Origin of the sequence: Acidipropionibacterium virtanenii, from assembly GCF_003325455.1 — a bacterium.
GTDB lineage: Bacteria > Actinomycetota > Actinomycetes > Propionibacteriales > Propionibacteriaceae > Acidipropionibacterium > Acidipropionibacterium virtanenii.
On record NZ_CP025198.1, the window covers coordinates 980659 to 993198 of the forward strand.

Below are 12540 nucleotides of genomic sequence, written 5' to 3' on the forward strand. Positions count from 1 at the left end.
GGTGCAGGACATACGGGGGGTCAACGACCTAACGTTAGACCCGCGCCGGACCGGCTGACAGGCGGGCCCGGACGAATCTCAATCTCGGCAGGGGAAGCAGGGCGGATCAGGTATGGCGACATTCGGCCAGTGGGTGGAGGGGGCGCGGCTGCGCACCCTGCCGATCGCGATCTCGTCTGTGATCGGCGGCTGGGCGGCCGCGGTGTTCCTGGGGCGGTTCAGCCCGGCGCCGGCGGTTCTCGCCATGGTTGTGGCGCTGGCCCTGGTGGTGGGCGTCAACTTCTCCAACGACTATTCCGACGGCATCCGCGGCTCCGACGGGGCCGACCGGGTGGGACCGCTCCGCCTGGTGGGTTCGGGGGCTGCCGAGCCCGGGACGGTGAGGGCGGCGGCCTTCGGGTGCTACGGGGTCGCCGGTCTGGCGGGCCTGGCGATCGTGATTCTCACCGGGCAGTGGTGGCTGCTGGTGGTCGGGGTGGCCTGCGTGCTGGCGGCCTGGTTCTACACCGGCGGCAAGCATCCCTACGGCTATGCCGGCCTGGGGGAGATCTTCGTCTTCATCTTCTTCGGCCTGGTGGCGGTGTGCGGCACCGCCTTCGTGACCGCCGGTGCGGTGGACGCCGCCACCGTGGTGACGTCGGTGATCTTCGGGCTGCTGGCCTGCGGGGTGCTGGTGGCCAACAACCTGCGCGACATCGACGGCGACCGGGTCTCGGGCAAGCGGACGCTGGCCACCCGGCTGGGTCACGGCGGCACCCGGGTGCTCTACGTGCTGCTGGTGGTGCTGGGGGCGGCCGGCGTGGTGGCGGTGGCCGTCCTGACCAGCTGGTGGGCGCTGCTCGGCCTGGTGATGGTGATCTTCATGATCGGCCCGGTGCGGGCGATGGTCACCGGGGCCTCCGGGATGGTGCTGGTCAAGGCGCTGCGCGACACCGGCTTCGCCGAGCTCGGCTGTTCCCTCGGGCTGCTGGCCGGCGCCCTGCTGGGATAGCCCGGTTCGGATAACGTGGTGCCCGAAATCTGCGACCGAGAGGACCGACCCATGATCGTCACCCTGGCATTCCTGGACATCAAGCCCGAGAGCATCGACGACTTCATCGCCGCGAGCAGGGCCAACGCCGAGGCGAGCCGCCAGGAGCCGGGCGTCACCCGGTTCGACCTCACCCGTCAGCTCGACGTGCCCACCAACTTCACCCTGGTGGAGGAGTACCAGGACGTCGACGCCGTCGAGGCCCATCGCACCACCGATCACTACCTCACCTGGAAGGCTGCCGTGGAGCCGATGCAGGCCACCCCGCGCCACTCCCACCGCTACGAGATCCTCTGAGCTTCCTCAGGCCCCGATCGGCCCGGCGATTTCTCGTTCCAGAGTTCCTGTTCCGGCGTCAGCGGCGCACACCGGAGGGTTCTGGAGAGAGAAATTAACGGTGCGGACTCACATCCTGATGCCGAACTTCGCCAGCCGCTTGCGATCGGCTCTGGAACCGGCGGCCTGGAGGGCCAGCAGCTCGGCGTAGATGCCGCCCGAGACCGCCAGCTCCGCCGGGGTGCCGATCTCGTCGATCCGGCCCTGGTCCAGGGTGACGATGCGGTCGACGCTGGAGATGGTGGAGAGCCGGTGGGCGATGATGAGGCTGGTCCGCCCCGCCATCAACGACTCCAGGCCGGCCTGCACCCATCTCTCGGACTTGGTGTCCAGGGCTGATGTGGCCTCGTCGAGCACCAGCACGGGAGCGTCCTTGAGGATCGCCCGGGCGATCGAGATGCGCTGCTTCTGGCCTCCCGACAGCTTGATGCCGCGTTCGCCGACGAGGGTGTCGTAGCCGTTGGGGAAGCGGTGTACGAACCGGTCGGCGAAGGCCTTCCGCGCGGCCTCCAGAAGCTGCTCCTCGGTGACCTCGGACCCCGAGCCGTAGGCGATGTTCTCCCTGATCGTTCCCGAGAACAGCGACGGATCCTGGAAGACCACCCCGATGCTGCGGCGCAGCTCATCGACCGGGATCTGAGAGGTGGCGCGCCCTCCCACCTCGATCGATCCCGAACCCGGCGGATACAGGCCCAGCAGCAGGTTGACGATGGTGGACTTGCCGCCCCCGGACTCGCCGACGAGGGCGACGCGCTCGCCGCGACCGATCGTGAAGCCGACCCTGTCGAGCACCTGATCCTTGCCGTCGTAGGAGAAGGACACGTCCTCGAAGGAGACGACCGGCCGGTCCTCGGCGATGCTGACCCTGGTCGGCCGGGATCCGTCGGTGACCTTCGGCGCGTATGACGGGCGGGTCTCCATCACCTCGAAGTAGTCCTTGGAGCCCGAGACCGCGCGCTGGGCGTTGTCGATGATGTAGCTCATCATCTGGACGGGCTGGCGCGCCATCGCCATCAGCTGGATGAGCATCACCATGACTCCCACGCTGAAGACGCCGCGCGCGGTCTGGACGAAGATGATGGCGTAGATCGCGAAGAAGACGACGTTGAGGACGGCCCGGCGCAACGTGTCCATGAGGTGCCAGTGGGTGGACTGCTCCCTGGTGGTGCCGACCGTCCGGTCGTAGTGCTCATCGAAGTGATGCTGCTCGGAGCGCTCGGTGACGAAGGACTTCACCACCCGGATCTGGGAGATGACCTCCTGGAAGCGCCCGCCGGCCGTGTCGATGTGCTCATTGATGATCTGCTGGCGCGCCTGCCAGTGCCGCGAGGTGAGCGCGGTCAGCCAGACGTAGACCGGGAAGATGATCCCCAGCAGGACGGTGAGGGGCCAGTAGTACCAGGCCGAGATCACCAGCACGGCCACCGTGGTGAGCAGCAGGGTGAAGAAGTTGTTGGCGAAGGCCTTGGCGAAGTCGGTGACGTTGGTGATCGAGCGGGACAGCTTGCTCGTGATGGAACCGGTGAGCTCCTCGTCGAACCAGGACTGCGGCAGCGACAGCAGCTTGGAGAAGTAGCGGCTGGACAGGATCTGGCGCATCCGGGCACTCATCACGTCGCCCAGCCAGCCGTTGACGTTGGTGGTCACCGAGTTGACGAGGTCCAGGGCGAGCAGCCCCACCGCCAGCCAGATGATCGGGACGACGTTGTGGCCCTCGGTGCGCATCCCGGCGACCGCCAGATCGGTGGCCCGGCCCACCACGAATGGCACCGCGAGTGAGGTGACCGCCACCACCATGGCCGAGGCCACGACCCCTGCGTAGTACTTCCACAGGGAGCCCGTGAAACGCAGGATCCGGGTCAATGAGCGCATGGCAGCAGATCCTATTCCCGGGCCCGCGGGGACAACGAGTCCTTCCGCGTCAGGAGGAAGACAGTCCCCTCAGCCAGGCCCGCAGCGCGTGGGTGGCGCGGACGTCGTCCTCGTTGTAGCGCAGCACCCGCTCCGCCGATTCCCGGCGGACGTCCGGATCGGGGTCGCCGACGGCCCGTGACCACCACGTCTGGGAGTTGAGGCCGCCGGGCTCGGGATCCCTCCAGCGGAATCCGGGTCCGGCCTGGGCGACGGCCTTGAGGCCCAGCCCTGCGGTGCCGAAGAAGTGCCGGCGCATCACGGTGAACAGGTCGAGGAAGTGTCCAGAATCGAGCAGGTGCCCGGCCCGGGCCGCGGCGTCGGGACTGTGGGTGGGAGATCCGGGCCGGGAGAAGTTCCTGGCGAACCGTCTCAGGTGGACCCGTTCGTAGTCGGAGTAGTGGACGATCAGGCAGTCGGGCACGGCTCGCACGGCCTCGTCGAGCCATTCGACGGCCTCTGCGGCCAGGGTGGCCTCGGTAACGTCGTCCAGCTCGTCGAAGCTGGAGAAGGACAGGTAGTACGGGCCGCTGTGGGAGGTGCTGGAGGCCAGCCGGGCGTCCGGGTCGTCGACCCACAACCCCCACAGATAGACGCGGTCGTCGGGGGAGGTCTCGATGTCCAGATCGATCTCCAGCCGCGAGGACGGCAGCAGGATCGGTTCGTCGTCGTTGCGCTCCAGGGCGACGCCGTCGCGGATGAGCCGGGCACGGCGGGCCGCCAGGCGGATCCGTCTCTCGGGTTCGGGCCGGTGCTGCACCTGAGGCAGGTAGCCGGGAAGCACCGTGTCCAGGTCGGCGGCGGCCAGGTCGTCGACAGTGCGGATCCCCAGACGTCGCAGGGCGGCGATCTCCCGGACGTCCAGCGGGGCCTTGGAGATCCGCACCGACAGGTCGTCGGCGTCCAGCCGGGGCCGGCAGACGCTCCACCACTGGCAGGACTCGCACTCGCGCACCATGATCGGGCTCACCATCGGGCGGCCCGCCGGGCGGTCCGGCGAGGCGGCATGGGCGGCCACCGCCACCCGGAAGGCGTGCTCGTGGTCGTAGCGGTCCAACACGCTGCGGCGTCGCCAGCCCGAGGCCGCGGTCCGGGAGTAGGTGCGGATGAAGCGGTGGTCCAGATCCAGCCAGCTCGCCACGGGGCTGTCGGCGGGATCGAGGGTGTCGGTGCCGATGAGGCCGGCCAGGCGGCGCCCGGCCAGCCCGGGGAAGTCGGGGGCCGGCAGCAGGCCGAGATCGTCCAGGAGCCTCCAGAAGTGGGCCGCCTGCAGCAGCGGGCCCTGCCGTCCGGAGCGGAAGGTCTGCTCGGTGCTCAGCGCGGCTGTCAGCGGTGACGCGTCGTCCAACGGGCTCAGCCAGGTGAACTCCGCGTGGGTGTGGTGGCGCTCGAGCACCGGGTGCGGTGTGATGTGCACCGGCAGATAGCCGGGTCGGCCGTCGGCGGTGCGGCCGGCCTGCACCAGGGCGTCGGGGGAGCCCTTCCGGTGCCCTGAGGCCGAGGCGGCCAGCAGCGGTGCGATCACCACGGGGGCCGCGTCGTCGAGGGCGCGCGAGGTCGCGGCGCGACGGCCGGCGTCGGACCGGCGCAGGTCCACGGCGCCGATGGCCGTGGCCAGGCGGCCGCAGACGTCCTGGTTGAAGGCCGCCGGGGCGGCGAACAGCTCGGCCTCGGACTCGCAGCCGGGGGCGTCATCACCGGCCGGCAGGCTGATAGAGGGGTCGAAGGCGTTCTGGGTCTTGACCGGGCAGGATCGTGCCGCCCAGGAGTCCAGCAGGATCGGACGGGACCCGGCGCTCATGCCTTCCAGGCCCGGTGCAGGGCGACCACCCCGCCGGAGATGTTGCGCCAGGCCACGGCCCGCCATCCCGCGTCGGACATCAGATCGGCCAGCCGCTGCTGGTCGGGCCAGGCCAGGATCGACTCGGCCAGGTAGTCGTAGGCGTCGCGGTTGCTGCTGGCCAGCCGGGCCATCGCCGGGATCGCGCCCAGCAGGTAGTCCTTGTAGACGCGGCGGAAGGGCGCCCAGGTGGGGGTGGAGAACTCGCAGACGACGAGGCGTCCGCCGGGCCGGGTGACGCGCAGCATCTCGGCCAGAGCCGCGGAGGTGTTCTCGACGTTGCGCAGCCCGTAGGAGATCGTGACGGCGTCGAAGGAGTCGTCGGCATAGGGCAGCCGGGTGGCGTCCCCGGCCACGAAGTGCAGTCCGGGCTGGCGCTGATGGCCCACCTGGAGCATGCCCATGGAGATGTCGGTGGGGTAGACCTCGGCGCCACGGGCCGCGAAGGTGGCCGAGGAGGTGCCGGTGCCGGCCGCCAGATCGAGGATCACCTGGCCGGGGGCCGGTTCCACGGCGTCGACCACCAGATCCCGCCAGCGGTCCACCGCCCCCAGCGTCATGATGGAGTTCATGACGTCGTAACGCTGCGCGACACCGTCGAACATCGAGGCGACGTCCGCGCGGTGCTTGTCGAGGGTGGCCCTGGTCGTCAACACGGGCCCAAGTCTCCCACAGCAGACGAGCCCCGTTTTGGGAGACCTCGGCGGGGGAGGGACAATATGCGCCATGGCCTCGCACTCCCAAGTCCTTGTCGTCAAGGACCTCACCAAGTCCTACGGCGACCACACCGTCGTCTCGAACTTCTCCCTCACAGTCCGCACGGGTGAGGCGGTGGCCCTGACCGGACGCAACGGTGCGGGCAAGTCGACGGTGCTCCGGTGCCTGGTCGGGGCGGACCGCCCCAGCTCGGGGACCATCGAGGTGCTGGGCAGCAAGGTGAGCGAGACCAACCCGGAGTTCCGGCGCAATGTGGCCACCGTCATCGACGATCTGGACTTCTTCCCCGACCTGTCGGTGGTCGAGCATCTCGACCTGCTGGCGCGGGCCCATGGCCTGACCGAGGCCGATGAGCTGGTCGATCAGGTGCTCGAGGAGGTGCAGCTGGTGCCGCAGTCCGGTCAGCTGCCGGGGACGCTGTCCTCCGGGCAGCGACGCCGCCTGGCGCTGGCCACCGCCTTCGTGCGTCCCCGCAAGCTGCTGGTCCTCGACGAGCCGGAGGCCCGCCTCGACGTCGAGGGAGTCGCCTGGCTCGGGGAGCGGCTCAAGGCGGAGATGAAGCACGGGCTGGCGATCGTGATGGCCAGCCATGAGCCGGCGCTGGTCGAGGCCATCGGCGCCCGCTCCGTGGAACTGGGAGGGCGGCGCGGATGAGCCGGGGCAGAAGTAAGAAATTCAAGAAGCAGAGCCAGCCGCAGGAGCAGGCCCCGCAGGCCGTTCCGCAGCCCACGCCGTCCGACGTCGAGGCCCCGGAGCTGGTGATCGATCACCAGCCCGACGAGTTCTGGGCCGGTGAGGTGGACGAGAAGCAGTTGATGCTGCTGATGGGCGACTGGCGCAAGGGCCGCACCACCAGGAACATCTGGCAGGCCCTGGGCGACGCTTACGTGCTGGTCTTCTCGCTGCTGGTGGTGCTGGCGATGCTCATCAGCCTCATCGTGCAGGCCCAGGGCCAGGCGGCCGGCTGTACCGCCGTGGGATGCCGCACGGCCCGGCAGATGCTGCCGTGGGCGGCCTTCGCCGGCGTGCTGGCCTTCGCCCTGGCGGCGGGCCGGATCTTCGGCCCGGTGCTGGCCTCGGCGGCCGAGGGATTCTGGCTGATGGACGCCCCGATCCGGCGGTCCAGTTTCCTCGGGAAGCGTCTGTGGGCGGCTCTGGGAGCCGGGCTGGCGGGAGGCGCCCTGCTCGGCGCCCTCGTCTCGGCTCTCACCGGCTCCTCGGTGATGGCGATCATCGCCTGGACGGTGGCCTGCGCCCTGGGCGGAGCCTGCGTGGTGGCCTTCGCTGCCGCCCAGCAGGGAGCCGGACGGGTCTGGAGCGTGAAGCTGGCCGGGTCGCTGGCCGGGCTGCTGGGCCTGGCCGCCCTGCTGGCGGTGGTCTGCACGGCGACCGGCTGGCTGTCGCTGGACTTCAGTTCCTCTGTCGCGGTCACCACGGCGTGGGGGATCGCGGCGGTCGCCGGCGTGCTGACGGTGCTCTTCGGCGCCCTGGCGCGGGCCAGGCTGAATCGGATCCGGCGTGCCCGACTGCTGTCGGGCGGCTCGCTGGCGGCCGGCATGCAGGGCGCGGCGTTCGCCCTGGACTTCGCGCTGATGCGCGACATCCTCCAGGAGCGCGACGCCGTGGAGCGTGGCCAGGTGAGGCCCACCAGGGGGCGGGGACTCGGGCTGCAGACGCTGATCTGGCGCGATGTGCAGCGGGTGATCCGGTTCCCCAAGCCACTGCTCACCCTGGCCGTGACGGCGGTGGTGCCCTACGCCGTGGAGGCGCTGGGCATGGGCCGACTGTCCTCGACCGTCTCGGCGCTGGTGCTGGTGGCGGCCCTGGTGCCGTTCTTCACCAGCCTGCGGGTGCTCTCGCGCACCCAGGGGCTGATGCGATGCCTGCCGTTCAGCACCGGTGAGGTGCGCACCGCGGCCTCGGTGGTACCCGGTGTGCTGGCCGGGATCTGGGCGATCGCGGTGATCCCGGCCTTCCATGGCCTGGGCTCGGCCAGCACGCAGCACAGCTGGTTCGAGGCCGTCATGCTGGCGATCGTCACCGCCCTGGCCGGGTATGTCGGGGCGATCAGGTGGGTCTCGGCCAAGCCCGCCGACTACTCCGCGCCGATGGTCGCCACCCAGATGGGCGCGATGCCACCGGGGCTGATGTTCAACCTCGTCCGTGGCCTGGACATGGTGGCCCTGGTCACCATCTGGATCGTGCTGGGCCTCTCCCCGTGGATCTCGATCGTGGTCGGCGTCATCGCCTTCTCGGTGCTGCGGATGGGCGGCCTGAACCAGCAGGAGCTCCAGGAGCGCCAGGAGGAGGCCAAGCGGGAGCTGGCCGATCAGAAGGCCGCGGCCCGGGGTGGCCGTGGATCCGCGGAGCGCAAGGTCATCACCCGAAAGAAGTGAGGGGGACGACGCCGCCCGGACCGGGCGGCGTCGGAATGCGGATTGTGCGCAACCTTCGGCTGAGCGCCGGCTACTTCAGCTCCCCGTGTTTCTATCAAGACCCGAGGACAGCGGGGATGCGTCCGTTGTGAATGCCCAGGTGTCATCGGCGAATTGGTCGGGATGTATTACACTTCCCGATCCAGTCGGCGTCCTCAGGGACGGCCCTTCCAATGACAGCCAACTCGTGGCCGCTGCTCACGTTGCGTTCCCCTCTCCATGTTCTTGGGAATCGCGCAGACAGTCGAGGTACTTGGGATCGGTATGCAGGAGGCGTTCGCAGGACTGCAAGTCCTGCATCGCGTCTACGGTCAGGACGACGTCGTATTCGTAGAGCTGCGTGCATAGAATTTCGAATGCGACCTGGAGTTCTCCAACGTCGAGAAGCGAGGTGACATTTTCTGAATCTTCAGCGGGAAGACCATCCATCTGTGCCACATCCCGGAGCGCTGAGTACACTGCGTTTCTGTCATCAGGATCCATATTGCCGTGGCTCTCTCATGTAGACCGGGGTGAGCAGGTTCATCTCGTTCCGACTCAGGGATGGAGGGTGATGGGCTCGAATCGCACGTCGTCCGGTCCGGGCCAGCCTTCCGGCGGATCATCGGAGACCCACGCCTGCTCGATCGCCGACAATCGCCGGTCGTCACACCAGAGGAGGATGAATCCTACCATTTCACCATCACGGTAGACGTTGGCATAGTCGAGAAACGGGTTGGCGGCTGATCGGAACTGTGGAGTGGACGTCGGCGTTATGACGTTGATCCAGTCCGGTGCAAAAGTCTCGATGATCGTGTCCTCGATCTGCTGCTCGCAGATCTCCTCCGGCTCGTTCGTGAAGGACAGGACGCGGCGCATGAGCATCTTGACCGCATCGGGGAGAGGCCGGCCGATGAGAGTCGGATCCTCCTCCATCGCGTACCTCCTCGTTGTTGCGCGGCTCAGACGGGGTCCTCAGAGGCCGACCACGCTGAGCGTCGCTCGAAGTTTCGCCTCGAGTTCGGCCGACAGGGCGTCGACGTCGTCGTCGCGGCTGACCGCCTGGCCGGTGAAGACGTGGGCCAGGTTCGGATCGGTGCCGTCGATCTGGGCGCCCCTCCAGTCGGTGACCCATTCGCCATCGCCGTCGCGGTCGACCCAGCCCAGGGGCCCGGTGATCCGGCCGCGATCCACCTCCTCGACCTCGGCGAGGGTGTCGGCGGCCTTCCATGGCGGCAGGCCGCTGACGAAGGGTGCCGGGTGCAGCCCGCCGACCACCGCCAGGGACCGGGTGCCCGGCAGCGCCGCGCCCGTGACGTCGGTGGAGAGCAGCTGTTCCTCGGCCGCCCACACCAGACCCGGGAAGGGGGAGTGGCGCACCGCGCTGCAGAACGGGGCGATCCGCTCGGCCGACCACTCGACGGTGCGCCGGTGCTCGGCGGCGATCGGCCCCCGGCCTCGCAGCGCGTCGAGGATGCGGCCCTCGGTGGAGTGGTTCCCGGTGGGGCCGTGGGTCAGCGCCCGGGTGCGCAGCAGCCCGTCCAGGTCGCCGACCATGAGTTTCGTGGTGACCCCGATGGCCCCCTCGACCAGATAGGTCCAGGCGTCGGGCTCCCGGCGGATCAGGGTCTCGACGAGCCAGCGCGGATCGATCGGCGTCGCGGTGCGCACCATCGTGTCGCGCATCAGGAGCACCCGCTCCAGGTCCCCCTCGCCGAGGATCTCCTGCACCTGGGTCGCCAGCTCCCGCCACCTCTGGACCCCGATCACTCCGTCCGCGACGGAGGTGATCTCCGACGGGCGGGGAGGAGCCTGGATGCGGGGCGGATCGGCGTCCACCGAGTCGTAGGACATCTGCGTCACCCAGGAATAGCCCGCCCGGTGGCCGATGACGGTCTCGGGAACGATCATCACCGACGGTGAGGCCGAGCGGTCCGGGTCGAAGGCGAAGGAGCCGAAGGCGATCGGCCCCGTGCCGTGGAGCCCCGGCATCTCCGTCTCGTCCTCGATCTCGGCGCTGAACGTCTCCCACCACACATCGGCGGCATCGGGGGAGTCGGTCTCGAACCGGGCCACCTCGCCCAGTCCGACGACCCCCTCCCCGGAATGCACCAGACACATGCTGCGGGTCGGGGTGAGGTAGGCCTCCAGCGGCCCCGGATCGCGAACGGCCACGGTGCGCGCACGCAGACGGCTCGACCCGGGGTTGATGATCACATCACGCACAATACAAGTTCAGACTCGCCGATGGTGCTACCGGTCCATCGGCAATTTCGCGAATGTTCCGGCCAAAGAATCGGTCGGACCAATTATGCTGAATTGCGGCGGCCGGACCCGATGGCCGCGCGCCGGCGGGCCGGACCGGCCCGCCGTGGCTGCGGGGTCTGGTTGCACGTGGTGCGGCGAAACGAATTATGCAACGAAAAACTCTCGTAATTCGTCTATTGTGTGCGGTAAACTACCTAGTCAACGCCATGTCAACTAATTGTGAACACATGGCTGAGAGGCAATAGACTCATGCCCGAAGGTTCAACGAGGAGGCTCGCGATGTCGGAGCAGGCGATCGGTGGCGACGCCGCCACGCCAGCCGTCGTGGAGTCCGACGCCGTCATCGTCGGCGCGGGCCCCGGCGGTTCGGCGACTGCCGCGCACCTCGCGCGACGCGGCCTGCACGTCACGCTGCTCGAGAAGGCGACCTTCCCCCGCGACAAGATCTGCGGAGACGGGCTCACCCCGCGCGCCGTCAAACAGCTCATCCGGCTCGGCGTCGACGTCTCCGAGGAGGCCGGCTGGAAGCACACCCGCGGCCTTCGGATCCAAGGCGGCACCATTCCGCCCTTCGTGATGCCCTGGCCCGAACTGGCCGAGTACCCCGATTTCGGCATGGTCTGCCGCCGCTCGGTGCTCGACCAGCGTCTGGCAGAGCACGCCGCCGCGCAGGGGGCCGAACTGATCACCGGCGCCAACGTCACCGATCCGGTCATCGACGAGCGCACCGACCGGATCGTCGGGGTGCGCACCAAGGACGGGCGCACCTTCCGCGCCCCCGTCGTGGTGGCCGCCGACGGCGTCTCCTCCCGGCTGGCCACCCGGATGGGGCTCCAGCGCCGCGCCGACCGGCCGATGGGCGTGGCCGTGCGCACCTACTTCCGTTCCCCGCGCTCCGACGACGACTGCCTCGACAGCTGGCTGGAGCTGTGGGACGGCAGACCCCACGAGTCCGACCTGCTGCCCGGCTACGGGTGGGCCTTCCCCGAGGGGGACGGCACCGTCAACGTCGGCCTGGGGATGCTGGACTCCTCCGACGCCTTCCACAAGACCGACTACCGGGCCCTGATGACCCGCTGGCTGAGCCACACCCCGCCCGAGTGGGGATTCACCCCTGAGAACCAGGAGGGCCCGATCCGCGGAGCCGCGCTCCCGATGGCCTTCAACCGGCAGCCGGCCTATCATCGCGGGCTGATGCTGGTCGGCGATTCCGGCGGCATGGTGAACCCCTTCAACGGGGAGGGCATCGACTACGCCATGGAGGCCGGGGAGCTGGCCGCCGATGCGATCGCCGAGGCTCATTACCGCGGATCCGGGAGCCGTTCGGCGCTCAAGGCGCTGGAATCGTACCCTCGTGCATTGCGGGCGAGCATCGGTGGCTACTATCGGCTGGGCACGATCTTCGTGAAACTCATCGGTGATCCACGGATCATGAGGTTGTGCACCACCTACGGGCTGCCGAGGAAGTCGCTCATGCGTGTCGTCAACAAGCTGCTCGCCAACCTCACCGACTCCCGAGGCGGTGACGCGGCGGACCGCGTCATCAACGCCCTCACCAGGATGGCGCCGTCAGCATGATGTCAGAGGTCGGATGCGCGCGATGCGGCGCAGGAAGCTCCGGAGGGGAAATGAACGTCGACCGAGGTGGTAGGTCATGAACGCATATGTCGGGCTCATCAGCATGCTGATCATCGCGACGCTGTTCGTCTGCGTGATGATCGGGGTCAACCTGATCTTCAGCCCCAACCGGAAGAACCTGTCGAAGCACCAGAGCTACGAGTGCGGCATCGAACCGACCCCCCAGCCGGTGGGCGGGGGCCGCTTCCCCGTGAAGTACTACATCGTGGCGATGCTCTTCATCGTCTTCGACATCGAGATCGTCTTCCTCTACCCGTGGGCGGTCTCCTTCAACCGATTCGCCGCGCTCGGCGTCTTCGCCGTGGTGGAGATGGCGCTGTTCATCGCCGCGGTATTCGTGTCCTATATATACGTGTACCGCCGCCGCGGCCTGGACTGGGACTGAG

The 12540-nt window shown here is 68.7% G+C and carries 12 protein-coding genes; 6 read left to right on the forward strand and 6 right to left on the reverse strand.

The window, feature by feature from the left end:
- Window positions 1-112: 112 nt before the first annotated feature.
- The gene (locus JS278_RS04390; RefSeq protein WP_114044138.1) at window positions 113-991 is read left to right on the forward strand and encodes a 1,4-dihydroxy-2-naphthoate polyprenyltransferase; all 879 of its coding nucleotides are present in this window, start codon (window positions 113-115) and stop codon (window positions 989-991) included.
- A 51-nt stretch (window positions 992-1042) separates the two neighbouring features.
- A complete protein-coding gene (locus tag JS278_RS04395; protein ID WP_114044139.1) occupies window positions 1043-1327 on the forward strand; it encodes an antibiotic biosynthesis monooxygenase in 285 nt (94 codons plus the stop codon).
- A 108-nt stretch (window positions 1328-1435) separates the two neighbouring features.
- Here the strand turns inward: JS278_RS04395 and JS278_RS04400 are convergent, their stop codons facing one another.
- The 3 genes from JS278_RS04400 to JS278_RS04410 are packed head-to-tail and all read right to left on the reverse strand — an operon-like array spanning window position 1436 to window position 5845.
- Window positions 1436-3238: an ABC transporter ATP-binding protein gene (locus tag JS278_RS04400; protein ID WP_114044140.1), complete on the reverse strand. Its 1803-nt coding sequence runs from the start codon at window positions 3236-3238 to the stop codon at window positions 1436-1438.
- A 49-nt stretch (window positions 3239-3287) separates the two neighbouring features.
- Complete coding sequence (locus JS278_RS04405) at window positions 3288-5078, reverse strand: TM0106 family RecB-like putative nuclease (RefSeq protein WP_114044141.1); 1791 nt, start codon at window positions 5076-5078, stop codon at window positions 3288-3290.
- The gene (locus JS278_RS04410; RefSeq protein ID WP_425451468.1) at window positions 5075-5845 is read right to left on the reverse strand and encodes a demethylmenaquinone methyltransferase; all 771 of its coding nucleotides are present in this window, start codon (window positions 5843-5845) and stop codon (window positions 5075-5077) included. Before JS278_RS04410 ends, JS278_RS04405 begins: the two co-directional genes overlap by 4 nt.
- Here JS278_RS04410 and JS278_RS04415 point away from each other — a divergent pair.
- Both JS278_RS04415 and JS278_RS04420 read left to right on the forward strand, forming a co-directional pair.
- Window positions 5844-6488, forward strand: a complete 645-nt coding sequence (locus tag JS278_RS04415; protein WP_114044143.1) for an ABC transporter ATP-binding protein — start codon at window positions 5844-5846, stop codon at window positions 6486-6488. The genes JS278_RS04410 and JS278_RS04415 overlap by 2 nt on opposite strands.
- Window positions 6485-8230: a DUF6297 family protein gene (locus JS278_RS04420; RefSeq protein WP_114044144.1), complete on the forward strand. Its 1746-nt coding sequence runs from the start codon at window positions 6485-6487 to the stop codon at window positions 8228-8230. The genes JS278_RS04415 and JS278_RS04420 overlap by 4 nt, the downstream gene beginning before the upstream one ends.
- Before the next feature lie 237 nt (window positions 8231-8467).
- Here JS278_RS04420 and JS278_RS04425 read toward each other — a convergent pair whose 3' ends face one another.
- From JS278_RS04425 to JS278_RS04435, 3 genes are read right to left on the reverse strand one after another with little or no spacing between them, the layout of a single operon-like run.
- The gene (locus tag JS278_RS04425) at window positions 8468-8752 is read right to left on the reverse strand and encodes a MafI family immunity protein (protein WP_220150040.1); all 285 of its coding nucleotides are present in this window, start codon (window positions 8750-8752) and stop codon (window positions 8468-8470) included.
- 54 nt (window positions 8753-8806) lie between these two features.
- Window positions 8807-9184, reverse strand: coding sequence for a hypothetical protein (locus JS278_RS04430; RefSeq protein ID WP_114044145.1), 378 nt, complete (start codon window positions 9182-9184; stop codon window positions 8807-8809).
- A 39-nt stretch (window positions 9185-9223) separates the two neighbouring features.
- The gene (locus tag JS278_RS04435) at window positions 9224-10369 is read right to left on the reverse strand and encodes an isochorismate synthase (RefSeq protein ID WP_181833877.1); all 1146 of its coding nucleotides are present in this window, start codon (window positions 10367-10369) and stop codon (window positions 9224-9226) included.
- Between the two features lie 426 nt (window positions 10370-10795).
- On the opposite strand from JS278_RS04435, the gene JS278_RS04440 reads away from it, so the two are divergent.
- Window positions 10796-12094 carry a geranylgeranyl reductase family protein gene (locus JS278_RS04440; RefSeq protein WP_114044146.1) on the forward strand — a complete coding sequence of 433 codons (1299 nt, stop codon included), beginning with the start codon at window positions 10796-10798 and terminating at the stop codon, window positions 12092-12094.
- Window positions 12095-12170: 76 nt separating this feature from the next.
- Window positions 12171-12539, forward strand: a complete 369-nt coding sequence (locus JS278_RS04445; protein ID WP_015071310.1) for an NADH-quinone oxidoreductase subunit A — start codon at window positions 12171-12173, stop codon at window positions 12537-12539.
- The last annotated feature ends 1 nt before the right edge of the window (window position 12540 follow it).

What these genes read in the sequence shown, in the direction of transcription:
- JS278_RS04390 (WP_114044138.1), top strand. Translation starts at nt 113, where the DNA reads ATGGCGACATTCGGCCAGTGGGTGGAGGGGGCGCGGCTGCGCACCCTG.
- JS278_RS04395 (WP_114044139.1), top strand. Translation starts at nt 1,043, where the DNA reads ATGATCGTCACCCTGGCATTCCTGGACATCAAGCCCGAGAGCATCGAC.
- JS278_RS04400 (WP_114044140.1), bottom strand. Translation starts at nt 3,238, where the DNA reads ATGCGCTCATTGACCCGGATCCTGCGTTTCACGGGCTCCCTGTGGAAG.
- JS278_RS04405 (WP_114044141.1), bottom strand. Translation starts at nt 5,078, where the DNA reads ATGAGCGCCGGGTCCCGTCCGATCCTGCTGGACTCCTGGGCGGCACGA.
- JS278_RS04415 (WP_114044143.1), top strand. Translation starts at nt 5,844, where the DNA reads ATGGCCTCGCACTCCCAAGTCCTTGTCGTCAAGGACCTCACCAAGTCC.
- JS278_RS04410 (WP_425451468.1), bottom strand. Translation starts at nt 5,845, where the DNA reads ATGGCGCATATTGTCCCTCCCCCGCCGAGGTCTCCCAAAACGGGGCTC.
- JS278_RS04420 (WP_114044144.1), top strand. Translation starts at nt 6,485, where the DNA reads ATGAGCCGGGGCAGAAGTAAGAAATTCAAGAAGCAGAGCCAGCCGCAG.
- JS278_RS04425 (WP_220150040.1), bottom strand. Translation starts at nt 8,752, where the DNA reads ATGGATCCTGATGACAGAAACGCAGTGTACTCAGCGCTCCGGGATGTG.
- JS278_RS04430 (WP_114044145.1), bottom strand. Translation starts at nt 9,184, where the DNA reads ATGGAGGAGGATCCGACTCTCATCGGCCGGCCTCTCCCCGATGCGGTC.
- JS278_RS04435 (WP_181833877.1), bottom strand. Translation starts at nt 10,369, where the DNA reads ATGTGTCTGGTGCATTCCGGGGAGGGGGTCGTCGGACTGGGCGAGGTG.
- JS278_RS04440 (WP_114044146.1), top strand. Translation starts at nt 10,796, where the DNA reads ATGTCGGAGCAGGCGATCGGTGGCGACGCCGCCACGCCAGCCGTCGTG.
- JS278_RS04445 (WP_015071310.1), top strand. Translation starts at nt 12,171, where the DNA reads ATGAACGCATATGTCGGGCTCATCAGCATGCTGATCATCGCGACGCTG.